25 protein-coding genes and 2 tRNA genes are annotated in these 21,517 nt (G+C 47.9%); 23 read left to right on the forward strand and 4 right to left on the reverse strand.

Translation table 11 applies throughout. The annotated features are described in order from the left end of the window. The first annotated feature begins 80 nt into the window (after window positions 1–80). The 3 genes from ACTHTS_RS04010 to lepB all read left to right on the forward strand — a co-directional run bounded on the left by ACTHTS_RS04010 (window position 81) and on the right by lepB (window position 3,727). Window positions 81–782: a 5'-methylthioadenosine/adenosylhomocysteine nucleosidase gene (locus tag ACTHTS_RS04010; RefSeq protein ID WP_440369285.1), complete on the forward strand. Its 702-nt coding sequence runs from the start codon at window positions 81–83 to the stop codon at window positions 780–782. A gap of 132 nt (window positions 783–914) precedes the next feature. Next, on the forward strand, window positions 915–2,708 hold the full coding sequence (lepA, locus tag ACTHTS_RS04015) for a translation elongation factor 4 (protein WP_440369286.1): 1,794 nt from the start codon (window positions 915–917) through the stop codon (window positions 2,706–2,708). After that, window positions 2,708–3,727, forward strand: a complete 1,020-nt coding sequence (gene lepB / locus ACTHTS_RS04020) for a signal peptidase I (protein WP_063068814.1) — start codon at window positions 2,708–2,710, stop codon at window positions 3,725–3,727. The genes lepA and lepB overlap by 1 nt, the downstream gene beginning before the upstream one ends. A gap of 53 nt (window positions 3,728–3,780) precedes the next feature. Here the strand turns inward: lepB and ACTHTS_RS04025 are convergent, their stop codons facing one another. Continuing rightward, window positions 3,781–4,659 (reverse strand): DMT family transporter, encoded by an 879-nt coding sequence (locus ACTHTS_RS04025; RefSeq protein ID WP_440369287.1) that lies wholly within the window; start codon window positions 4,657–4,659, stop codon window positions 3,781–3,783. Between the two features lie 238 nt (window positions 4,660–4,897). Here ACTHTS_RS04025 and ACTHTS_RS04030 point away from each other — a divergent pair, with 238 nt between their 5' ends. From ACTHTS_RS04030 to greB, 12 genes are all read left to right on the forward strand, one after another. Next, entirely contained in the window at window positions 4,898–5,437 is a 540-nt protein-coding gene (locus ACTHTS_RS04030; protein WP_440369288.1) for a gamma carbonic anhydrase family protein, read from the forward strand. A 14-nt stretch (window positions 5,438–5,451) separates the two neighbouring features. Beyond that, on the forward strand, window positions 5,452–6,051 hold the full coding sequence (locus ACTHTS_RS04035) for a Maf family protein (RefSeq protein WP_440369289.1): 600 nt from the start codon (window positions 5,452–5,454) through the stop codon (window positions 6,049–6,051). Window positions 6,052–6,139: 88 nt separating this feature from the next. Continuing rightward, window positions 6,140–6,919: a 16S rRNA (adenine(1518)-N(6)/adenine(1519)-N(6))-dimethyltransferase RsmA gene (rsmA, locus tag ACTHTS_RS04040; protein WP_049329405.1), complete on the forward strand. Its 780-nt coding sequence runs from the start codon at window positions 6,140–6,142 to the stop codon at window positions 6,917–6,919. A 61-nt stretch (window positions 6,920–6,980) separates the two neighbouring features. Further along, window positions 6,981–7,247, forward strand: coding sequence for a hypothetical protein (locus tag ACTHTS_RS04045; protein WP_440369290.1), 267 nt, complete (start codon window positions 6,981–6,983; stop codon window positions 7,245–7,247). Continuing rightward, entirely contained in the window at window positions 7,247–7,975 is a 729-nt protein-coding gene (locus ACTHTS_RS04050; protein ID WP_003747231.1) for an amino acid ABC transporter ATP-binding protein, read from the forward strand. The genes ACTHTS_RS04045 and ACTHTS_RS04050 overlap by 1 nt, the downstream gene beginning before the upstream one ends. Before the next feature lie 63 nt (window positions 7,976–8,038). Then, window positions 8,039–8,398: a hypothetical protein gene (locus ACTHTS_RS04055; RefSeq protein ID WP_440369291.1), complete on the forward strand. Its 360-nt coding sequence runs from the start codon at window positions 8,039–8,041 to the stop codon at window positions 8,396–8,398. Window positions 8,399–8,402: 4 nt separating this feature from the next. Further along, window positions 8,403–8,855 (forward strand): protein YgfX, encoded by a 453-nt coding sequence (locus tag ACTHTS_RS04060; RefSeq protein WP_440369292.1) that lies wholly within the window; start codon window positions 8,403–8,405, stop codon window positions 8,853–8,855. Window positions 8,856–8,893: 38 nt separating this feature from the next. Continuing rightward, window positions 8,894–10,177 (forward strand): bifunctional tetrahydrofolate synthase/dihydrofolate synthase, encoded by a 1,284-nt coding sequence (folC, locus tag ACTHTS_RS04065; RefSeq protein WP_440369293.1) that lies wholly within the window; start codon window positions 8,894–8,896, stop codon window positions 10,175–10,177. Window positions 10,178–10,190: 13 nt separating this feature from the next. Then, on the forward strand, window positions 10,191–11,348 hold the full coding sequence (ftsN, locus tag ACTHTS_RS04070) for a cell division protein FtsN (RefSeq protein WP_440369294.1): 1,158 nt from the start codon (window positions 10,191–10,193) through the stop codon (window positions 11,346–11,348). After that, window positions 11,341–11,874, forward strand: a complete 534-nt coding sequence (locus tag ACTHTS_RS04075; RefSeq protein WP_063068803.1) for a CvpA family protein — start codon at window positions 11,341–11,343, stop codon at window positions 11,872–11,874. Before ftsN ends, ACTHTS_RS04075 begins: the two co-directional genes overlap by 8 nt. A 152-nt stretch (window positions 11,875–12,026) precedes the next feature. Beyond that, window positions 12,027–13,577, forward strand: a complete 1,551-nt coding sequence (gene purF / locus ACTHTS_RS04080) for an amidophosphoribosyltransferase (protein ID WP_440369295.1) — start codon at window positions 12,027–12,029, stop codon at window positions 13,575–13,577. Window positions 13,578–13,651: 74 nt separating this feature from the next. Then, window positions 13,652–14,143, forward strand: a complete 492-nt coding sequence (greB, locus tag ACTHTS_RS04085) for a transcription elongation factor GreB (protein ID WP_440369296.1) — start codon at window positions 13,652–13,654, stop codon at window positions 14,141–14,143. Between the two features lie 86 nt (window positions 14,144–14,229). On the opposite strand, the gene plsY is transcribed toward greB, so the two are convergent. Continuing rightward, complete coding sequence (gene plsY, locus ACTHTS_RS04090) at window positions 14,230–14,841, reverse strand: glycerol-3-phosphate 1-O-acyltransferase PlsY (RefSeq protein ID WP_440369297.1); 612 nt, start codon at window positions 14,839–14,841, stop codon at window positions 14,230–14,232. Window positions 14,842–14,898: 57 nt separating this feature from the next. Here plsY and folB point away from each other — a divergent pair, with 57 nt between their 5' ends. From folB to ACTHTS_RS04105, 3 genes are all read left to right on the forward strand, one after another. Beyond that, window positions 14,899–15,249 (forward strand): dihydroneopterin aldolase, encoded by a 351-nt coding sequence (folB, locus tag ACTHTS_RS04095; protein ID WP_440369298.1) that lies wholly within the window; start codon window positions 14,899–14,901, stop codon window positions 15,247–15,249. A gap of 46 nt (window positions 15,250–15,295) precedes the next feature. Next, window positions 15,296–15,943, forward strand: coding sequence for a nuclease-related domain-containing protein (locus ACTHTS_RS04100; RefSeq protein WP_440369299.1), 648 nt, complete (start codon window positions 15,296–15,298; stop codon window positions 15,941–15,943). Window positions 15,944–16,028: 85 nt separating this feature from the next. Continuing rightward, complete coding sequence (locus ACTHTS_RS04105) at window positions 16,029–16,565, forward strand: NUDIX hydrolase (protein WP_440369300.1); 537 nt, start codon at window positions 16,029–16,031, stop codon at window positions 16,563–16,565. 129 nt (window positions 16,566–16,694) lie between these two features. On the opposite strand, the gene ACTHTS_RS04110 is transcribed toward ACTHTS_RS04105, so the two are convergent. Then, on the reverse strand, window positions 16,695–17,333 hold the full coding sequence (locus ACTHTS_RS04110; protein WP_440369301.1) for an alpha/beta hydrolase: 639 nt from the start codon (window positions 17,331–17,333) through the stop codon (window positions 16,695–16,697). Window positions 17,334–17,374: 41 nt separating this feature from the next. After that, window positions 17,375–18,169 (reverse strand): polyamine aminopropyltransferase, encoded by a 795-nt coding sequence (locus ACTHTS_RS04115; protein WP_107810602.1) that lies wholly within the window; start codon window positions 18,167–18,169, stop codon window positions 17,375–17,377. Between the two features lie 215 nt (window positions 18,170–18,384). Here ACTHTS_RS04115 and ACTHTS_RS04120 point away from each other — a divergent pair. The 5 genes from ACTHTS_RS04120 to ACTHTS_RS04140 all read left to right on the forward strand — a co-directional run bounded on the left by ACTHTS_RS04120 (window position 18,385) and on the right by ACTHTS_RS04140 (window position 21,467). Then, window positions 18,385–18,460, forward strand: a tRNA-Thr gene (locus tag ACTHTS_RS04120). Between the two features lie 36 nt (window positions 18,461–18,496). After that, window positions 18,497–18,572 (forward strand) — tRNA-Thr (locus tag ACTHTS_RS04125). Window positions 18,573–18,700: 128 nt separating this feature from the next. Then, window positions 18,701–19,492: a 3-methyl-2-oxobutanoate hydroxymethyltransferase gene (panB, locus tag ACTHTS_RS04130; protein WP_049333454.1), complete on the forward strand. Its 792-nt coding sequence runs from the start codon at window positions 18,701–18,703 to the stop codon at window positions 19,490–19,492. 119 nt (window positions 19,493–19,611) lie between these two features. Beyond that, entirely contained in the window at window positions 19,612–20,448 is an 837-nt protein-coding gene (panC, locus tag ACTHTS_RS04135) for a pantoate--beta-alanine ligase (protein ID WP_063068796.1), read from the forward strand. A gap of 68 nt (window positions 20,449–20,516) precedes the next feature. Then, window positions 20,517–21,467 carry a DUF4424 family protein gene (locus ACTHTS_RS04140; protein WP_440369302.1) on the forward strand — a complete coding sequence of 317 codons (951 nt, stop codon included), beginning with the start codon at window positions 20,517–20,519 and terminating at the stop codon, window positions 21,465–21,467. The last annotated feature ends 50 nt before the right edge of the window (window positions 21,468–21,517 follow it).

Genomic DNA, 21,517 nt, shown 5'->3' on the forward strand with positions numbered 1-21,517 from the left:
TAGCAGATTTTTCAGCATCCCTGTGATTTTAAATTCTGCTGTTATAATGTTGCCCGATTAGTGAATGGAAAGGTAATGAGATGTCAGTACAAACAATTGCTGTGGTCGGCGCAATGGAACAGGAAATTGAGCTTTTGCGTGAAAGCATGGCCAATGTCAAGCATGTGTCTTTCGGTAAATTCTCAGCGTATGAAGGCGAATTGGCCGGAAAACGCATGGTATTGGTTTTGAGCGGTATCGGTAAAGTCAATGCGGCGGTTTCGACTTCTTGGGTCATTCATCAGTTTGCACCGGATTGCGTCATCAATACCGGCAGTGCAGGCGGTTTGGGCAAGGGCCTGAAGGTCGGTGATGTGGTCATCGGCGAAACTGTGGCGCATCATGATGTTGACGTAACGGCTTTTGGTTATGTTTGGGGACAAGTACCGCAACTTCCTGCCGTGTTTGCATCGGATTCAAACTTGATTCGCCAAGCAGAAAAGGCGGCGCAAGTGTTTGACGGAGCGGCTGTCACGCAAGGCCTGATTGTCAGTGGCGACCGTTTTGTGCACAGCAGCGAAGGTGTCGCGGAAATCCGCAGCCATTTCCCAGAAGTAAAAGCAGTGGAAATGGAAGCTGCGGCGATTGCGCAGACTTGTTACCAGTTGGAAGTGCCGTTTGTGATTATTCGCGCGGTATCCGATTCGGCAGATGAGAAAGCGGACATCAGCTTTGAAGAGTTTTTGAAAACGGCGGCTGTCAGCTCGGCGAAGATGGTAACCGAGATTGTCAAATCGCTATAAAATCATGCAGAAACGTTGAATTTCCGTTAGAATACGGAACGATTCAACCTTATTCTAAGGCCGTCTGAAAACCGAATCCCTGTTTTTTCAGACGGCCTTTCCGACTTTAATTGCATTTATCTTAATAACAATATGAAAAACATACGGAATTTCTCCATTATTGCCCACATCGACCACGGTAAATCGACGCTTGCCGACCGTTTTATCCAATACTGCGGCGGTTTGGATTTGCGCGAAATGAGTACGCAGGTGCTCGACTCCATGGACATCGAAAAAGAGCGCGGTATTACCATTAAAGCGCAAACCGCCGCGCTCAACTATAAAGCACGCGACGGGCAGGTGTATCAGCTCAACCTGATTGATACTCCGGGACACGTTGACTTCTCTTATGAAGTTTCCCGTTCGCTGTCAGCTTGCGAAGGCGCGCTTTTGGTGGTCGATGCGTCCCAAGGTGTAGAAGCGCAAACCGTGGCGAACTGCTATACCGCGATTGATTTGGGCGTGGAAGTTGTGCCCGTTTTGAACAAAATCGACTTGCCTGCCGCAGAACCCGATCGCGTGGAGCAGGAAATTGAAGACATTATCGGCATTGATGCCGTTGGTGCGGTGCAATGTTCTGCAAAAAGCGGCATTGGTGTGGAAGATGTTTTGGAAGAAATCATTGCCAAAATCCCTGCGCCGACCGGCGATGAAAATGCGCCGTTGCAAGCGGTGATTGTCGATTCGTGGTTTGACAACTATGTCGGCGTAGTCATGCTGATTCGTGTGAAAAACGGTACCATCAAGCTGAAAGACAAAGTGCGCTTTATGAGTACTAAGGCGGAAACACAGGTTGAGCAGCTGGGCGTATTCACGCCGAAATCAGTCCAAAAACAAGAACTCAAAGCCGGCGAAGTAGGCTTTTTGATTACCGGCGTAAAAGAATTGGGTCAGGCTAAAGTCGGCGATACAGTTACTTTGGTTGCCAACCCTGCCTCTGAGCCGTTGCCCGGTTTCCAAGAAGTACAAAGCCAAGTATTTGCCGGTCTCTATCCCGTGGAAAGCCACGACTACGAAGCCTTGCGCGATGCGTTGGAAAAATTGCAGCTGAACGATGCTTCGTTGAAATTTGAGCCTGAGGTTTCCCAAGCATTGGGCTTTGGCTTCCGCTGTGGCTTCTTGGGCCTGTTGCATTTGGAAATCGTGCAGGAACGTTTGGAGCGCGAGTTCGACATGGACTTGATTACCACTGCGCCAACGGTGGTTTATGAAGTTGTGTTGAAAAACGGCGAGAAAATCGAAGTTGAAAATCCGTCCAAACTGCCTGAAATCAGCACTATCGAAACCATTCTTGAGCCGATTATCACTGCGACCATTCTTGTGCCGCAGGAATATGTCGGCAACGTCATGACTTTGTGTAACCAAAAGCGCGGCGTTCAGGTCAATATGCAATACATGGGCCGTCAAGTCATGCTGACTTATAATTTGCCGATGAACGAAGTCGTAATGGATTTCTTCGACAAACTTAAATCGACTTCGCGCGGTTATGCTTCGTTGGACTACCATTTCAAAGAATTCCAACCGTCTGATTTGATTAAGCTCGACATTATGGTCAATGGCGAAAAAGTCGATGCCCTAAGCCTGATTGTCCACCGTCAAAGTGCCGTTCACCGCGGTCGTGAGCTGGCAGCAAAAATGCGCGAACTGATTCCACGCCAGATGTTTGATATTGCTGTACAGGCCGCCATAGGCAGTCAGATTATCGCCCGTGAAAACGTTAAAGCCCTGCGTAAAAACGTTTTGGCGAAATGTTACGGCGGCGATATTACGCGTAAGAAAAAACTTCTTGAAAAACAAAAAGCAGGTAAGCGCCGCATGAAACAAGTGGGCAATGTGGAAATCCCGCAAAGCGCGTTCTTGGCGATTCTGCAAGTGAGTGATAAATAATGAGTATAAATCTGACTTTAGGCGCAATCGTTGTACTGCTGGCCGGCTTGGTCCTCAACTTCAAAAGCAGCAAAGAGCGTCAGGAAAACGGAGAATGGAGCTCTGGCCTGCAATGGAGTTATCTCTTGTGCATGGTCGGCGTATTCGGCATTTTGTCCGAATTTATGAGCTTTACCGCCGTATTACTGGTGTTTGTCGTGTTCACCGGTATTGTTTGGGCAATCCATAAAGGCCGTCTGAAAAAAAGCGAGACCGGCGAAGACAATGCGCATTTTACCGACTATATGGGCGGCTTTTTCCCCATCATCTTGGTTATCTTTGTGTTGCGCAGCTTTATTGCCGAACCGTTCCAAATTCCGTCCAGCTCCATGCGTCCGGGCTTGGTCAAAGGCGATTTTATCTTGGTGAACAAATTTTCTTACGGGATCCGCCTGCCGATTTTGAATAAGGTCATTATCCCTGTCGGCAACATTGCCCGAGGCGATGTCGTGGTGTTCAATTACCCACTTCAGCCTGAGATGAATTACATCAAACGTATCGTCGGTATTCCGGGCGACGTTGTGGAATACCGTGATAAGGTTTTGACTGTTAACGGAGAAATTATTTCCGAAAAACCAAATGGCAATTATCAATACGCAGATGATACTGATCCGTCTATGATTCATACGCTTGAGCGTTTTCAGACGGCCTTAAACGGCAAAAATTTTGACGTTATCAAAGAGGCCGGTCAGCCTTCCGTATCTATTGCCGTATTGAACAAATATACTTCCGAAGTGATGCCTGAAAGCAATTACTCGCTTGAAACAAGCGGTTTGGAAAATTGCGAATACGCAGAAGACGGTAATGGCTTTATCTGTAAAGTTCCTGAAGGCCGTTATTTCGCGATGGGCGACAACCGCGACAACAGCGCCGATTCCCGTTATTGGGGATTTGTCGATGACAAACTGATCGTCGGTAAAGCCTTCTTCGTTTGGATGAACTTTGGTGAACTCAGCCGTATCGGTACCAGTATCAAATAAGCAATAACAGATGAAAAGGCCGTCTGAAATTTTTCAGACGGCCTTTTTTGTATCTATTTTTTGTCTTTTAACGAACCTAAATAAATCGCCAATAAAGTCAAAGCGGCGCCACTCCATTGGACGATATTAATCGGTTTATCCAGCCAGAAATAATCGATCAACATGGCGGCGACTGGTTCGGAGAGTAGTAGTAGGCCGGTCAGTGACAAGGATAAAAGCGGGATGGCGTAAGCAATCAATGCCCAAGCAAAACATTGCATAACGATGCCGTAGATGGAGACTAGAATCACATCGTTTAAAGTTTTGGGGTAAAGATGGGCGGCATCGAATAGCAGCGATGGGATAACCAGCGCTATTGCGCCGCCGAAGCTTAAAATCATCATCAGCGGAAACAAACCGACTTTTTCCTGATCATGGGTTTTGCGTACAAAGACCATAGACAGGGCCAGCATGGCACCGGACACTACGCCGCTGATAAATCCCCATGCGGCATTGTTGTTATGACCGAACTCTGGACTGCCGATCAAGGCTACGCCTATGGTGGCCAATATCAAACTTAAAATTTGCAGGGTGCTTAGACGTTCTGAATAAAAGAAGAAGCCAATGGCGGCTAAAAAGAAAATCTGCAGACTGTTGAGCAAGGTGGAAATGCCGGGGCCTACGGCATGGATGCTTTCGTGCCAAAGGGCGAGGTCGAATGCGAGGAAAACGCCGGATAAGATTGCGTAGCCAACCGTTTTTCTTTTTGTGGGCATTTTTTGTCTGAAAAAACGCCCGAGCAGGAAGAATATAGGAGCGGCGATCAGCAAGCGCCAGAATGCGATGGCGTAAGAGCCGACATCGACAAATTTGACGATCAAGCTGCCCAAGCCGAAGACGATGCAGCCGACGACCAATAGGGGCGCTGCATAATTTCCCGAACGTGTGTTCATCGGCTTCTCCAAGAATCAAATGAAGGCGATTATTCCATAAAAGATAGCTGGGGCGCTAATGATAAATAGTCGTAAGCCAAGATAAAGGGTTTATGATGAAAGGCCGTCTGAAAACTGTTTCAGACGGCCTTTTGATGATTTTCTGGCTTGATTTTGTATTGTTGTAGTATAAAATCGTTTTACGCCGTATTTTCAGACGGCCTGATCAGTTTTGGTTTTGAGAAAAGGATTATTGGAAATGGCAAACCCTATTCGTGCGTTTTTGGATTATGTGCCGTCGGTTAATGAGTCTTGTTTTGTAGATGAGACTTCGGTAGTGATTGGCGAAGTGTCGCTGGCGGAAGATGTATCAATTTGGCCTTATGCTGTATTGCGCGGCGATGTGAACAGTATTTCCATCGGTAAGCGCAGCAATGTGCAGGATGGCAGTGTTTTGCATGTGTCGCATAAGAATACGGCAAAGCCTGACGGTTCGCCTTTGATTATCGGCGATGATGTGACGATTGGGCATAAGGTCATGCTGCATGGCTGCCGAATTGGGAATCGTGTGTTGGTGGGCATGGGTTCGATTATTTTGGATGATACGGTTGTCGAAGATGATGTGATGATAGGCGCGGGCAGTTTGGTGCCGCCGCGCAAGCGTTTGGAAAGCGGTTTTTTATACGTCGGCTCGCCTGTGAAACAAGTGCGTCCGCTGACTGATGAGGAAAAGGAATTTTTGACGTATTCGTCCGCGCATTATGTCCGCCTGTCCGGTCAGCATAAAATTTCAAAATAAGGAAAACCAATACAATGAACGCAATTTATCTGGCTTCGGGCAGTCCGCGCCGTCGTGAGATTTTGGAGAATTTGGGTTTCACGGTACGCCGCCTTCCTGCGGATATTGATGAAACCCCTAAAGAAGGCGAAGCCGCAGTAGAGTATGTACGCCGTATGGCCTGCGAGAAAAATCAGGCTGCGGTGGCGCAATGGTTTGCTGCTCATGACGAAGAGCCTGAGTTTGCTGTATTGACGGCGGATACGACGGTGGCGGATGGTGAGGCTATTTTGGGTAAACCGGAGTCCGAGGCGGATGCAGTCGATATGCTGGAACGTTTATCCGGACGGACGCATCAAGTGCTGACGGCTGTATGCGTTTATTGGCAGGGCGTGCGCCATGATGTGGTGCAGACGAGTGAAGTGCGCTTTAAAACGTTGACGGCTGAGGAGATTGCAGCCTATGTTGCCAGCGGCGAGCCGATGGATAAAGCCGGTGCGTATGGGATTCAGGGCTTGGGCGGCGTATTTGTCGAGCATTTGCAGGGCAGTTTTACCGGCGTGATGGGTTTGCCGGTTTATGAGACCGCGCAACTACTGAAATCCTTGGGTTTGGAAGCGCCGCCGTTTGCTTAAAATTAGGCAAATGCCGTCTGAAAGCGTGCCGACAAAAACGCTTGTTTCAGTTACAATACTGCCTTAAACAGCTTGCTTGAAGAAAGATATGAAAGAACATAAGGCCCGGAAACGCTTCGGGCAGAATTTTTTGCAGGATACACGGATTATTAGCGATATTGTCAACGCGGTCAGACCGCAGCCCGATGATATCGTGATTGAAATCGGCCCGGGCTTGGCAGCCATTACCGAGCCTTTGGCGAAAAAACTCAACTGCCTGCATGTTTGCGAAATCGACCGCGACATCGTACGCCGTCTGAAAACCTTGCCGTTTGCAGATAAATTGGTGATACACGAAGGCGATGTATTGCAGTTTGATTTCAACAGCATTGAAGGCAAGAAAAAAATTGTCGGCAATCTGCCATACAATATTTCCACGCCGCTTTTGTTTCGATTGAGCGAAGTGGCAGACGATGTGATCGATATGCACTTTATGCTGCAAAAAGAAGTGGTCGAACGCATGGTGGCGCAGCCGAAAACCAACGACTATGGCCGTCTGGGCGTCATGCTGCAATATTTCTTCGATATGGAAATGTTGATTGAAGTACCGCCCGAGTCCTTTGATCCTGCGCCGAAAGTGGATTCGGCCGTGGTGCGCATGATTCCGGTGAAACACCGTATCGGTAAAGCGGAAGATTTTGAACATTTTGCCAAACTGGTGAAACTGGCTTTCCATCAACGCCGCAAAACCATACGCAATAATCTGAAAGAACTTGCCGGCGATGATGATTTGCAGGCAGTCGGCATCAATCCGCAGGACAGGGCAGAGCACATCGCCGCTGAGAAATATGTGGAATTGAGCAATTATCTGGTTCAAAAGGCCGTCTGAAACAGTGATGGCAATTTTTAAGCAACCTCCTATTCAATGAGGGTTTCTGGGTGATTCATATTTGTGGCGCGAGTTGGCGTATTTTTCCGGTAAGGACATGCCGCCTGATCGGCACCGTTTTGAAGCGGTAATTATCGGCGCAGTTTGGGTATTGACCGGGCATCGTCTCGATAGGGAAGAGCAATTTAAAGTCAATCGGTACAATAAAGGCGGAATCTCCGGCGGCATAGTCAATTGCCGCTTTTGGCTGGAAACGGCCATTCCTTTGCTTTGGCAGCGGCAAGCGCAACTCAAGCCCCGAAAATTTTGGCAGTTTGGAAAGAAATAATGATTAAATTCAAAAATGTACATAAACATTTTAAAGATTTGCACGTTATCAACGGCGTGAATCTGGAAGTCAAACAAGGCGAAGTGGTCGTTGTATGCGGTCCTTCGGGCAGTGGCAAATCGACGCTGATTCGTACGGTAAACCAACTCGAGCGCATTGAAAGCGGCGAGATTTGGGTGGACGGCATCAATGTTGCCGATCCGAAAACCGATTTGAACAAAGTGCGCGAAGAAGTGGGCTTTGTGTTCCAAGGGTTCAATCTGTATCCGCATTTGACTGTCTTGGAAAATATTATTCTTTCTCCGATGAAAGTGAAAAACCAAAGCCGTGAAGAGGCGGAAAAGAAAGCGATGGAGCTTTTGGAACGTGTCGGCTTGGCGCATAAAAAAGACGCGCTGCCCGGCCAGCTTTCCGGCGGTCAGCAACAGCGTGTGGCGATTGCACGCGGTTTGGCGATGGAGCCGCGCGTGATGTTGTTTGACGAGCCGACTTCCGCACTTGATCCTGAAATGGTCGGCGAAGTATTGAAAGTGATGAAAGACTTGGCGGAAAGCGGCATGACCATGATGTGTGTGACCCATGAGATGGGTTTTGCGCGCGAAGTCGCCGACCGTGTGATTTTTGTCGATAAAGGCCAGATTCTGGAAGATGAAACGCCGGAAGAATTTTTTACCAATCCGAAACACGAGCGTGCCAAACAATTCCTGCAACAGGTGATGACACATTAAACTCGGGCCGTCTGGAATTTCAGACGGCATGATCGGTTTGAATGATTTTGAAAGTTGAAAATAATGTATTTTGTTGACCGTACTGCTGTTGTGCTGAAGCCGACCGCCCGTTTTTTGGAATGGCTGAAATCCGCCGATGAAAATATGCCCGACCTGACCGTCGAGCAATTGCGCACCAACTGTTCTGTATTCCTTGTGCCGCAATTTGACGAACCCGAATCCGTCATTTCTTATTTTGACGAACGCTACCAGCAGATTTTTGAAGCCGAATTGGCAGGCTGGGACATCGATAAAAGCAAATGGCCGCAAGACATGAGTTTGAAGGCTTTTTGGGAATTTTTCGATACCGAAATCCACGATATGGTTTTGGATATGGAAGAGGCGGAATTGAACATTACGTCTGTTTTCGACAATATGATGTAAAGCCGTGCGAAGTTTTCAGACGGCCTTAAAGCCCTCGCGTTCTTTGAAAATTCTGATTGTCTTCTTACACCTTTCGGCGTTGGCCTTATGCCTTGCCGAGTTTTACGGTTGGATGATGTGGCTGGGTTTGGCGGCATTGGCCGGCAGTTTTGCCTATGCTTGGCGCAGCGTTAATTTTCAGACTCAAAATGCGGTCAGAAAAATCATCATCGACCGCCAATACCGTGCGACGGTTTACTTGAATGGCAAAGAAGAGGGAAGAAGCGCGGTTTTGCAAGACAGCAGTATGTTGACGGTTTATGCTTTGTTTTTGCAATGGAATATTGACGGAAAAATAGTCAAACACTGCATCTTGCCCGATATGGCCGACCGCGGTGCCTACCGCCGTCTGAAAGTGTGGGCGCGCTGGTGTCGTGAAAAAGAAGACAAAGCAGAACTTGCGGCAGATATGGATTAAACGGCTGTTTCAGACGGCCTTTTGAAGCGATAAATACAATGAAAACATTACAAGACTGGCTGTCTCATTTGGAGACTGCCCATAGTTCCGGCCTTATCGATATGGGTTTGGAACGCGTGGGAGAAGTAAAAAAACGCATGAATTTGGTGCCGCAGTGTCCTGTCGTTGTGGTGGCGGGCACCAATGGCAAAGGCTCTGTATGCGCTTATTTGTCGCATATTTATAAAGAAGCCGGTTTTAAAGTTGGTACGCTGACCAGTCCTCATCTTCTGCGTTACAACGAACGAATCGCCATCAACACTCAGCCGGTTTCAGATGAATTGATTGTTTCCTCATTTGAGCGTATCGAAGCGGCGCGCGGCGAAATTTCGCTGACGTATTTTGAGTTTAATGCTTTGGCTGCCGTTGATATTTTCATGCATGAAAATGTGGATGTAATGATTTTGGAAGTCGGTTTGGGCGGACGGTTGGATGCTGTGAATGTATTTGACGGCGACTGCTCGGTTGTTACCAGCGTGGATTTGGACCATCAGGCATTTTTGGGCGATACTGTCGAGCAGGTCGGTTTTGAGAAAGCCGGAGTGTTCCGTAGTGGCAAACCAGCCGTATGCGGTCAGAATCCTGCGCCTGAATCATTGCTCAAACACGCAGAAGAAATTGGTGCAAAACTGTTGATGGTTCAGCGAGATTTTGATTTTGCGTCAATGGAAAGCGTACAGTGGAACTACCGCTTCCATCCGCAATCTTCAGACGGCCAAAGCCGTAACCGCAATTCCTTGCCGTTTCCTGCTTTGCGCGGTGCCTATCAGTTGTCCAATGCCGCGTGTGCATTGACGGTGTTGGAATGTTTGAACGAACAATTGCCGGTTGATATCGGCGCGATTAAACGCGGTTTGCTGTTGGTTGAGAATCCTGGACGTTTCCAAGTTTTGCCCGGCCGTCCGCTGGTGGTTTTGGATGTCGGCCACAATCCGCACGCAGCCCGTGCTTTGCGCCGCAGCCTGATTAATCTTGCCTTTGCCCAAAAACGTACCGCCGTATTCAGTATGTTGTCCGACAAAGATATTGATGGCGTGCTGGAAATCGTTAAAGATCAGTTTGACGAGTGGAATATCGCGCCTTTAGATGTGCCGCGCGGCATGACGGTAGAGGCTTTGCAGGCCAAATTGGCTGAACACGGTATCGACAATGTAAATGTTTTTGAAACCGTCGCTGCTGCCTACCGCGCTGCTTTGGCGAAAGCAACCGAAAATGATAGAATCGTTGTTTTCGGCTCATTCCATACTGTTGCCGATGTAATGGCTGTTTTGAAAGAACACTAACGAGGAAATTATCATGTCCGACAATAAACAAAAAGAAACTCCAAACGGATACGATTTAGACGGTTACGAACAACTCAAACGCCGCAACCGCCGCCGCTTGGTTTTGGCCTCTGGCTTGGTGGTGGCATCGGGTATGCTGTTCGGTCTGGCACTGACTTCCGGCGACGATAAAAATTCACCGTTTAAGGAAGCACCTGTCGGTCAGAGCCAAGTCAAAACGGCTGATGAGCCCAGCAAGGCTGTTGTCCTAGAGCCGAATAAAGAGGATGTTGCGATGGCTGAAGAAGCAGCCCGCCATGCGGATGCCGAAGCGCAAAGCAAACCTCAAAATGCAGGCGACGAAGAAGACAATGCACCGGTTGAAGTATTGAAGCCAAACCGTGAATCTGCTCCCGAAGATGTCGGTGAGCCGTTGGTTTTGATCAACGATACTTTGGATGACGGTAATATTAAAGGCTTGGAAGAGTCCGAACGTATTCAACGCGCTGAGGCCGCCAAACGCGAAGCCGCGGAGCGCCGAGCCGAAGAACGCCGCCAACGTCAGGCTGAGCAACGTGCTGCTGCGGCCCGTAAAACACAAGCCCAACAGGAAGCTGCTGAGAAAGAAAACGCATTGGCAGCTAAAAAACGTGCACTTCAAGCGCGTGCTGAAAAAGCAGAGCGTGAAGCGGCTGCCGAACGCAATAAATTGGCACAATTGGAAAAAGCAGAGAAAGCCATTGCCGAGCGTAAATCTGCCAAAAATAGCAAAGACAGCAAAGACAGCGTAAAAGACAAGGCAGAATCTGCTAAGAAAGCAGAAGCCAAAGTTGAAAAACCAAAAAATGAAAAGGCTAAACCAGAAACGGCCAAAGCAGAAAAGGCCGATAAGGTAAAAACTGCCGAGAAGCCGTCTGAAAAAGCCAAACCTAAAGCTGAAAAAGAAACAGCAGAAGCCAAGCCTGCTAAAAAAGCCGCTATTCAGGCTGGTTATGCTGAAAAAGAACGTGCGCAGAGCCTGCAACGTAAAATGAAAGCCGCAGGTATCGATTCGACCATTACTGAAGTGATGACCGATAAAGGTAAGGTGTATCGCGTGAAATCAGCCAGTTATAAAAATGCACGCGATGCAGAGCGCGATTTGAACAAATTGCGTGTACATGGCATTGCCGGTCAGGTGACCAGTGAGTAATCTGCCTGTTGCCGATTTGTTGGCTGCCGCCGTCATCGTCATCTGCATCATTATCTCGTTGACACGGGGTATTATTGCTGAAGCAGGGGCGATGGTGGCCTGGGTGGTATCGTTTATTGCAGCCAGAACGCTCGCCGTGCCGTTTGCCGATGTGGTCTTTAAATCGGTTGAGCCGCATTCCTTGGCGGTTGCGATGGGTTTTGCTGCTGTGTTTTTTCTGGCATGGCTGTTGCAGAAACTGGCACGATCGCTGTTGAGCAGTTTGATGTCTGCCGTTGGTTTGGGAAGCATCAACCGTTTGCTTGGCGGCGTATTTGGTGCAGTGAAAGGTGTGATTTTGGTGACACTGGCAGTGATGGTTTTTTCACACACTGATTTGCCGAAAACGGAAGAGTGGCAAAGTTCGCACACAATTCCATATTTTGAATCACTTGCCGATGCTGCGATGCCTTATCTGCCAGGGAAAGATACCGCAATGCCGCATCTTTCGGGTAAAGCAGCTGAAGTTGAAGAGTTGGATGATTAAGTTTGACGGATTCAGACGGCCTATGGGTCATCTGAATCCGTTTTTATTTGCATAAATTTGATATCATATTGTCAACAATTTGAGCAAACTCATCTAAATTATTTTATAATGACAGCTTACCCATTTAATCTTCAAACTCGGAGAAGCACGATATGTGTGGTGTATTAGGTTTGGTTAGTCATGAGCCGGTCAATCAGATGTTGTATGATGGTTTGCAGATGTTGCAACACCGTGGTCAGGACGCAGCAGGCATTGTTACTGCCGAAGGCAATATATTTCATATGCACAAGGGCAAAGGCATGGTGCGCGAAGTGTTTCGTACCCGCAATATGCGCGACTTGGTCGGTAATGCAGGCATTGCACATGTCCGCTATCCGACTGCAGGCAATGCGGGCAGTAGTGCAGAGGCTCAGCCGTTTTACGTCAGCTCTCCATTCGGCATTGTTTTGGCACACAACGGTAATCTGACCAATACTGAAGAGCTGTATGAAAACGTTTGCAACAAACACCTGCGCCACGTTAATACCAGCTCCGATTCTGAAGTCCTACTCAATGTATTCGCGCACGAATTACGCCGCGAAGTCTCTAAAAATACAGCCCCTTATCAACTTACCATCGACAATATTTTCAACGCCGTTTCCGAAGTACACCGCTTGGTGCGCGGCGCATACGGTGTCGTAGCCATGATTGCCGGATACGGCATGCTGGCTTTCCGGGACCCTTTCGGTATCCGTCCGTTGGTTTTGGGTTCGCAAATTGACGAATCCGGCAAAAAATCTTATGCCGTTGCCTCCGAATCCGTTGCCTTTAATGCACTTGCCTATGATTTGGAACGCGATATCCAGCCGGGCGAAGCCGTATTTATTGGTTTTGACGGCACGATTATTTCCCGTCAATGCAGCGATAAAGCCAAATTAAGCCCTTGTCTTTTTGAATATGTTTATTTTGCCCGCCCAGACTCCGTCATCGATGGCGTTTCCGTTTATCAGTCCCGTATGGATATGGGCGTATCTTTGGCAGAAAAAATCAAACGCGAGCTGCCTGTCGATGATATCGATGTCGTGATGCCGATTCCCGATACCAGCCGACCCAGCGCGATGGAGCTTGCTGTTCATCTCGAAAAACCTTACCGCGAAGGTCTGATTAAAAACCGCTACATCGGCCGCACCTTTATTATGCCCGGCCAAGCAACACGCAAAAAATCAGTACGCCAAAAACTCAGCCCGATGGAAACCGAGTTTAACGGCAAAAGCGTTTTATTGGTGGATGATTCCATTGTACGCGGTACGACCAGCCGTGAAATCGTCGAAATGGTACGCGCGGCAGGTGCACGCAAAGTCTACATTGCTTCTGCCGCTCCTGAAGTACGCTATCCGAATGTGTACGGCATCGATATGCCGACCCGTGAAGAACTGATTGCAAACGGCCGCAGCGCAGCAGAAATAGCAACCGAGATTGGCGCAGACGGCATCGTCTTCCAAAACTTAGAAGATTTGGAAGCAGTAGTCAAAGCACTCAATCCAAAAATCGAATCCTTTGATTCTTCATGCTTTAACGGTGTTTATCAAACCGGCGATATTGACGAAGCATATCTGAACCGTCTCTCTACCGAAAAATCAGGTTGTGGTGGCTTGAAGGTACATCCAAGTAAAATGGAACACAGCATCAGTATCAGCGATAGCGATAGTGATGATGAAGAGTAAAGTAAATTGACTTACAATAAAGGCCGTCTGAAAATTAACGTTCAGACGGCCTTTAATTATGTTTTAGACACATCATGAGTACCGAAACCAAAAATTACATCACGCCTACCGGTTGGCAGGCATTGAAAGACGAACTTTATCACCTGGTCAACAAAGAACGCCCGGAAATCGTCCAAATCGTTAACTGGGCGGCAAGCAATGGAGACCGCAGCGAAAATGGTGACTATCTTTACGGCAAACGCCGTATGCGCGAAATCGATCGCCGTATCCGCTTCCTAACCAAACGCTTGGAAGCCGCCGTCGTTGTCGATCCAGAAGCGCGCGAAGCCACGGACCAGATTTTTTTCAGCGCCACCGTTGGTTTATTGCGCGGAGACGGTCGTGAACAAACCGTCAAAATCGTCGGCGTAGATGAAATCGATACCTCTAAAAACAAAATCTCATGGATTTCCCCTTTGGCACGCAGCCTGATTAAAGCACGCGAAGGCGATGAAGTTGTCTTGGATACACCGGAAGGACGCGAGATTATAGAGATTCTGTCGGTGGAATATATTAAGGTTGACTGATTATGCGTGAATAAAGCAAGTGAACTACAAAAGGCCGTCTGAAAAATATACTTTCAGACGTCCTTTGATTGATTGTATCTACGTTTTTAAGATTTTCCGGCTTTATCTCCGATTTTGCTTTCTTTGCCTTGAATCAGGTTTTGAATATTGCTTTTATGGCGGTATAACACCAATGCAGCAATGAATACGGTTGCCCATGCCCAAGAGGCGTACGGCATCATGAAGAAGGCGAAGATGGGTGCGCAGACGGTGGCGACCAGTGCGGCGAGGGAGGACACTTTGAAACCGAACGCCATGACCAGCCAAACCAAGGTGCAGAGCAGGGCGGTTGCAGGGGAGAGGGCGAGCAAGACGCCCAATGCGGTGGCTACGCCTTTGCCGCCTTTAAAATTGAAAAATATTGGCCACATATGGCCGACCAATGCGGCGATGGCAACCAGTGCTATCGTTGCATCAGACAAATTTAAAGCATCTTGCAGACAGCGTGCCAAGATGACGGCAACCAAGCCTTTTACTGCATCGCCGAGCAAGGTCAGTGCGGCCGCTTTTTTCTTACCGCTGCGCAAGACGTTGGTGGCACCGGGGTTGCCGGAGCCGTAAGTGCGCGGATCGTCCATGCCGTAATATTTTGATACGATGACGGCAAAAGACAGGGAGCCGATAAGATAGGCGGCAATAATGGCGAGTACATTGAACATTTTGGGTGCTTTACTTAAAATGGGAACGGTTATTCTATCAAAAAAACGGACAGGCAAATGGATAAAATCTTTTTGTACGGCATGAAGGCCGATACTTTAATCGGCGTATATGATTGGGAACGCGAGCGTAAACAGACTTTGATTTTGGATTTGGAAATCAGTATTCCCGAGCGTACCGGCACGAGCGACGATATCGGCGACACCATTCATTATGGCGAAGTATGCGAAGTCGTACGCCGCAGCCTTGCCGAACAGGATTTTTTACTGTTGGAAACTTTAGCAGAACATATCACCCAATTGATTTTAAATGATTTTGGTGCGGCCAAAGTGCGCGTACGTATTGTGAAACCCGGTATCTTGGCTGATGTGGCGCAGGTCGGTATTGAAATTGAACGCGCTCGGGAATAAACCATAAATATATAAATTTTTAGTTTTAAATAAAAAAGAAAACGTCATGATTGAACAAATATTGGGAAGTATGTCAGGTATATTTTGGATTTTTCTGATCATTATTCCTTTGCTTTTATTAAAAGCACTGCTGAAAAATCCTAAAATAAAGGGAAGCCTGGGGGAAATAGCAGTTCGTTCTGCAATTGGAAAAAATTTAGATGAGAAAACTTATTCTGAGTTTCACGATTTAATTATTCCATCTCGAGATGGTACGACACAAATTGATCATATTTATGTCTCAATTTTTGGGATATTTGTGATAGAAACTAAAAATTACACAGGTTGGATTTTTGGTAGTGAAAAGCAATCTAAATGGACGCAAATAATCTATAAACAGAAACATTATTTTCAAAACCCGTTGCGTCAGAATTATGCTCATATCAAAGCATTGTCAGAACTATTGCAATTTCCTGAGGAAAAGTTTCATTCAATGGTAGTTTTCTTAGGTGATTGTGAGTTGAAATCGAAAATGCCACCAAATGTTTGCCGTATTAGGCAGGCGGCGGCTTATATTAAGAATTTTCAGACGGCCTTATTGCTTCCTCATGAGGTAGAGGCAATAGTTGCTGTATTGTCTTCAAGTGACTACCAAGCAAATAGTGAAAAGCTGCGAACACATACGGAGCGTTTGCAACAACGACATCAGCGGTAACATTAGAAAAGGCATCCTCTGAGTTTATTTCTGTAAAATTTCAGACAGCCTTTAATATTTAATAATTTGGAAATGAGGTAAAAAAATGGATTTGAAAGAAACTAAATTAAGCAGTGAGCCAATCTATGAAGGTTCTTTTGTTACCATCAGCCGCGATCGGGTGCGCCTGTCCAACGGCAACGAAAGCCAACGGGTTGTGATCCGCCATCCGGGTGCTGCGTGTGTATTGGCTGAAACGGAAGACGGTAAAGTTGTTTTGGTGCGCCAATGGCGTTATGCCGCCGATCAGGCGACTTTGGAATTGCCGGCGGGTAAATTGGATGTGGCGGACGAAGATCCTGCCGAATGCGCTTTGCGTGAGTTGGCGGAAGAAACGCCATATGTCGCTGACAGCGTCAAACTGTTGTACTCCTTTTATACTGCAGTCGGTTTTTGCGATGAAAAAATGTATCTCTACCAAGCGCAAGGCGTGCGTTTGGGTAGTGAATTGAGCAATGATGAAGATGAAATTACAGAAACTGTCCTGATGAGCAAGGAAGAGGTGCGCGCTGCATTGGCAAACGATGAAATCAAAGATGGTAAGACTTTGATTGGTTTGCAGTATTGGTTGACTCAGAATTGATATGTTAAGCAGAAAATCCTTGATGGATTTCTGAATACTTGAGCCTGATATTTAGAGAATAAGGTTTCATATAAACAAGGCCGTCTGCAAAAGCTTTCAGACGGCCTTGTTTTATTGTGTAGCCGGATTTTAACCTAATAAAGCCGGTGCAAACCGTGTGATCGTATCGCGCAAAACGATGAGTTTGCCGTGGAAGAAGTGGGACGAACCGGCAATGGTTACAACTGGCAGGCCTTGTGGTTCTGCCCAGGTCAGGGCTTTGTTGATTTCGACGACTTCGTCTTCTGCGCCATGAATCATCAATGTTTGGGCAACGTCGGGAACGTCGGATGGTTCCGGACGGTCGGTGTAGTGATGGACGGCTGCGCCCATCAGCAACAGTAAATCAGGCGTGCGTTCTTGGGCGGCAAAGGTGGAAACGTAGCCGCCGAATGAGAAACCTGCCAGGGCGAATTGCGGTGCGTCTGGATGTTGCGCGCGGGCGTAGTCGATAACGGCAATGCAGTCTTGCGTTTCGCCGCGGCCGTAGTCGTGTTCACCTTCGCTATTGCCTACGCCGCGCAAATTGGGCAGGTAGCAATGGAAGCCGAGTTGCGATAAGGCTTTGGCGGCGGTTTGGATGACTTTGTTGGTGTTGGTGCCGCCTTGCAGGGGATTGGGGTGGTTGATGACAGCAACGCCGCGGGCGGATTCTTGTGTGCTTGGCAGGTAGATGGTTTCCAGTAAACCGGCCGGACCGGGGATTTGAATGATGTCGGGTTTGAGCATGAGTGTGTCCTTGTTTGTTTTTTCAGACGGCCTGAAGCGGTTTACAGATAAAAATTTTTACCGTTGTTTTGATTGTTGGCTTTCAAATCAGCAAGCATCCGTTTGAAATCCAAGCCGTATTTTTCGCTTAATTTTTCGGCGCGTTTTTTTAAGTTGTCGAGATTTTGTTCTTTGGGGCTGCTTTGGAACGCCATGACCGCTACGTTGCCGTGGCTTTCGGCAGGCAGCTCGAGCACGCGGCCGTCAAAGACGTTGAGCAGGCGTTCGACAAAGCGTTGATAACGCTGGTCGCCGCTCCACCAGTTGGTGACAAATACGCCGTCGGGAGAGAGGGCATTGCGGCAGTCTTGGAAGAAGGGCTCTTCCACCAAAGCATCGATAATCTGTTCGCCGTCAAAACCATCTACCAAAATCACATCGGTATTGTGGCGGAACACTTTAATATATTCCGCGCCATCTGCCTCGATAATTTCAAAATTTTCGCCTTCGTGCGGCAATTCAAACAGGCTGCGCGCCACGGCGATGACTTGCGGATTGATGTCAATGGCGGTTTGCTTGGTATCGGGCAGGTAGCTGTCTATCCAACGGGCAAACGAGCCGCCGCCCAAGCCAATTTGGGTGATGTGTTTGGGCGGGGTTTCTGCAAACAGCAGCCAACCCATCATGGCGCGGCTGTACGACAACACAAGCTCGGACGGATGATCGACATTCATGGAGCTTTGAATGGTGTCGCTGCCCAAGTGCAGGGAACGGATATTGCCTTCTTCAGAAATACCAACTTCGGGCAGATGGGATTTGGCTGGGCGCAGGCGGCGGTAAGGATGGCGGGGTGGCATGTGTGCAGACGAAAGATGTGAAAGGCGTTATTTTAACAGAAACCATGATGTTTTGCGCTGGGGCGGTTTTCAGACGGCCTTTGAGCGTGTTGGATGGCAAGATAAGGCATGTATTTAATTTTCTTTAAAATCATTGGTTTTTATAATTTCGTGAGTAACTTTGTTTTAAAATGCTTGCCAAGATGGGAACTTATCGGCATAATGCCGACTTCCTTGCCGGTATAGCTCAGTTGGTAGAGCACCTGACTTGTAATCAGGGGGTCCCGAGTTCGACTCTTGGTGCCGGCACCAGTTAAAGACTGATGGTGCCGCAAGGCATTTCAGTAAGCCGGTATAGCTCAGTTGGTAGAGCACCTGACTTGTAATCAGGGGGTCCCGAGTTCGACTCTTGGTGCCGGCACCAATTAAAAGCCCGATTGTGAAAGCAGTCGGGCTTTTTGCTTATGCTTTAATATTTTAAAAGCAGACCTTATAATACCGCGTTTCCATTACAACAAAGGGCTGCCCGTCGGGCGGAACACACAAAACACCATGATTACCGTAAACACTTTGCAAAAAATGAAAGCAGAGGGCGAGAAAATCGCCATGCTGACCGCTTATGAATCCAGCTTTGCCGCGCTGATGGACAATGCCGGCGTAGATGTATTGCTGGTCGGCGATTCTTTGGGCATGGCGGTGCAAGGTCGTCAGTCCACTTTGCCGGTGAGCTTGCAGGATATGTGCTACCACACTGAATGTGTGGCTCGCGGTACTAAAAATGCCATGATTGTCAGCGACTTGCCGTTTGGCGCGTATCAGCAGAGCAAAGAGCAGGCATTTGCGGCGGCGGCTGAGTTGATGGCGGCCGGCGCGCATATGGTCAAGCTCGAAGGCGGTGTTTGGATGGCTGAGACCACTGAATTTCTGCAAATGCGCGGTATCCCTGTTTGCGCCCACATCGGCCTGACCCCGCAATCCGTGTTTGCATTCGGCGGCTATAAAGTACAAGGCCGAGGCGACAAGGCGGAAGCGTTGCTCAACGACGCCAAAGCGCATGATGCGGCAGGTGCGGCAATCGTATTGATGGAATGCGTTCCTGCAGAGTTGGCGAAAAAAGTAACCGAAACCGTTTCTTGCCCGACCATCGGTATTGGCGCAGGCGTGGATTGCGACGGTCAGGTTTTGGTGATGCACGATATGCTCGGCATTTTCCCCGGTAAAACTGCCAAATTCGTGAAAAACTTTATGCAGGGCAAAGACAGTGTTCAAGCTGCGGTCAAAGCCTATGTGGATGAAGTCAAAGCAAAAACTTTCCCATCTGTCGAACATACGTTTGCCGGATAAAATAAAAACCAGGCCGTCTGAAACTTATTTCAGACGGCCTTTTTAATGAATAAAAGCGTATAATCGGCGCGTGATTTCCGTTGATGAAACAGCGGAAAAGATAAAGGATTTTTCAAACCATGCAAATTATTCATACGATTAAAGAATTGCGCGAGTGGCGCAAAACTGCCGGAAAAGTGGCATTTGTGCCGACCATGGGCAATCTGCACGAAGGCCATCTTGCGCTGGTGCGCGAAGCGAAAAAACGTGCCGATAACGTTGTGGTCAGTATTTTTGTCAACCGCCTGCAATTCGGACAAGGCGAAGATTTCGACAAATATCCGCGCACTTTGCAACAAGATGCCGACAAATTGGCAGGCGAGGGCGTTGCCGTCGTATTTGCGCCTGATGAAAAAGAGCTGTATCCGAATGTGGAACAGCGTTTCAATGTCGAGCCTCCGCACCTGCAAAACGAATTGTGCGGCAAATTCCGTCCGGGCCATTTCCGCGGCGTTGCGACCGTTGTGACTAAGTTGTTCAACATTGTTCAACCCGATACCGCCTGTTTCGGTAAAAAAGACTATCAGCAGCTGGTGATTATCAAAGGCTTTGTCGAAGACTTGAATTTCAATATCGAAATCGTCCCGGTCGACACCGGCCGTGCTTCAGACGGCCTGGCACTTTCCAGCCGCAACCAATATTTAAGCGAAGCAGAGCGCGCAGAAGCGCCACGCCTCTATCAAGAGTTGCAAAACATTGCCGCCGCCCTGAAAAACGGCAATCTGGATTACGCCCAGCTTGAGGCCGAATGTATCCGCCGTTTGACCGATGCCGGCTGGGTGGTTGATTACGTTGAAATCCGCCATGCACACAGCTTGGCAGTGGCTCATGTTGGCGATAAAGAATTGGTGGTGCTTGCCGCCGCCCGTTTGGGTACCACGCGCCTGATTGATAATTTGGAAGTGGCTTTGGCTTAAAACCAAGCTGCTGTTAAAGGCCGTCTGAAACCTGTTTTTCAGACGGCCTGTTTCAAAGGGGTTAAATCATGAAACAAAAAGCTTTAATCTTGCTTTTTCTGCTGGCTGGGGCCGCTCATGCCAATGACAGTATGGGTACGGTCAGTACAAGCGGCATCAAATATCTGAAAAATCCGCATATCGATATGCAGAGCGAAGATTTGCACATCAGCGAAAGGCAAATCCGCGTGCATTACAAGTTTAAAAACACCTCCTCGCAAGACATTACTGAAACTGTTCTTTTTCCTTTGCCCATCGTTCCTGCGGCTACAGTTTCCGACTTTGCCGACACCAAGGGCTTGGTTGACAGCTTCCGCATTTACGCCGACGGCAAACCTGTCCGCCCGCAAGCCTACGTCCGTGCCTATTTTGAACGTAGTAACGGAACGTTGGTGGATGTAACCGCCGACTTGAAAAAATGCGGTTTGAGCGATCAGGAGTTGATGCACCCATGGACGCAAAACAAAGATATCGAAAAGCTCAACAAGAAAATTCGTACTTGCAGCTCGCCTAAAATCAAATCCTTGCTTCCAGCCAGCGAATTGAACACAATGGGCTGGACGTATTGGTCGGCGCAGATTATTTACAGCTGGAAGCAAACCTTTAAAGCCAACGCTGTAACCGAAATCAAACACCAATACACCCCGTTGGTTGGCGGCAGCTTCCTGCCTTCGCTCAAAGCCAAAGACAGCAAAGCATTCATAGATGAGTACTGTATGGATGAAAACTTCCTTAAAGGCTTTAAAAATGTGAAAGAAGCTACGAAGGTCTATCACCATTTGGGCTATGTCCTGACCACAGGTGCCAACTGGGCAAAACCCATCGGTAAATTCACCTTAACTATAGAACGCGAGCCCAATACCGTGATTTCGCTTTGTTGGGACAAATCCCTGCGCAAAGTAGGGCCGAACCGCTTCCAAGCAGTCAAAGAAAATTTCCTGCCGAAAAAAGACTTAGATATTATTTTCGTTTATGACTAATCTTATTCGACATATATAAAAGGTCGTCTGAAAGCTTATTTAGGTTTTCA

Source organism: Neisseria sp. P0019.S003, assembly GCF_051957115.1.
GTDB lineage: Bacteria > Pseudomonadota > Gammaproteobacteria > Burkholderiales > Neisseriaceae > Neisseria > Neisseria flavescens_D.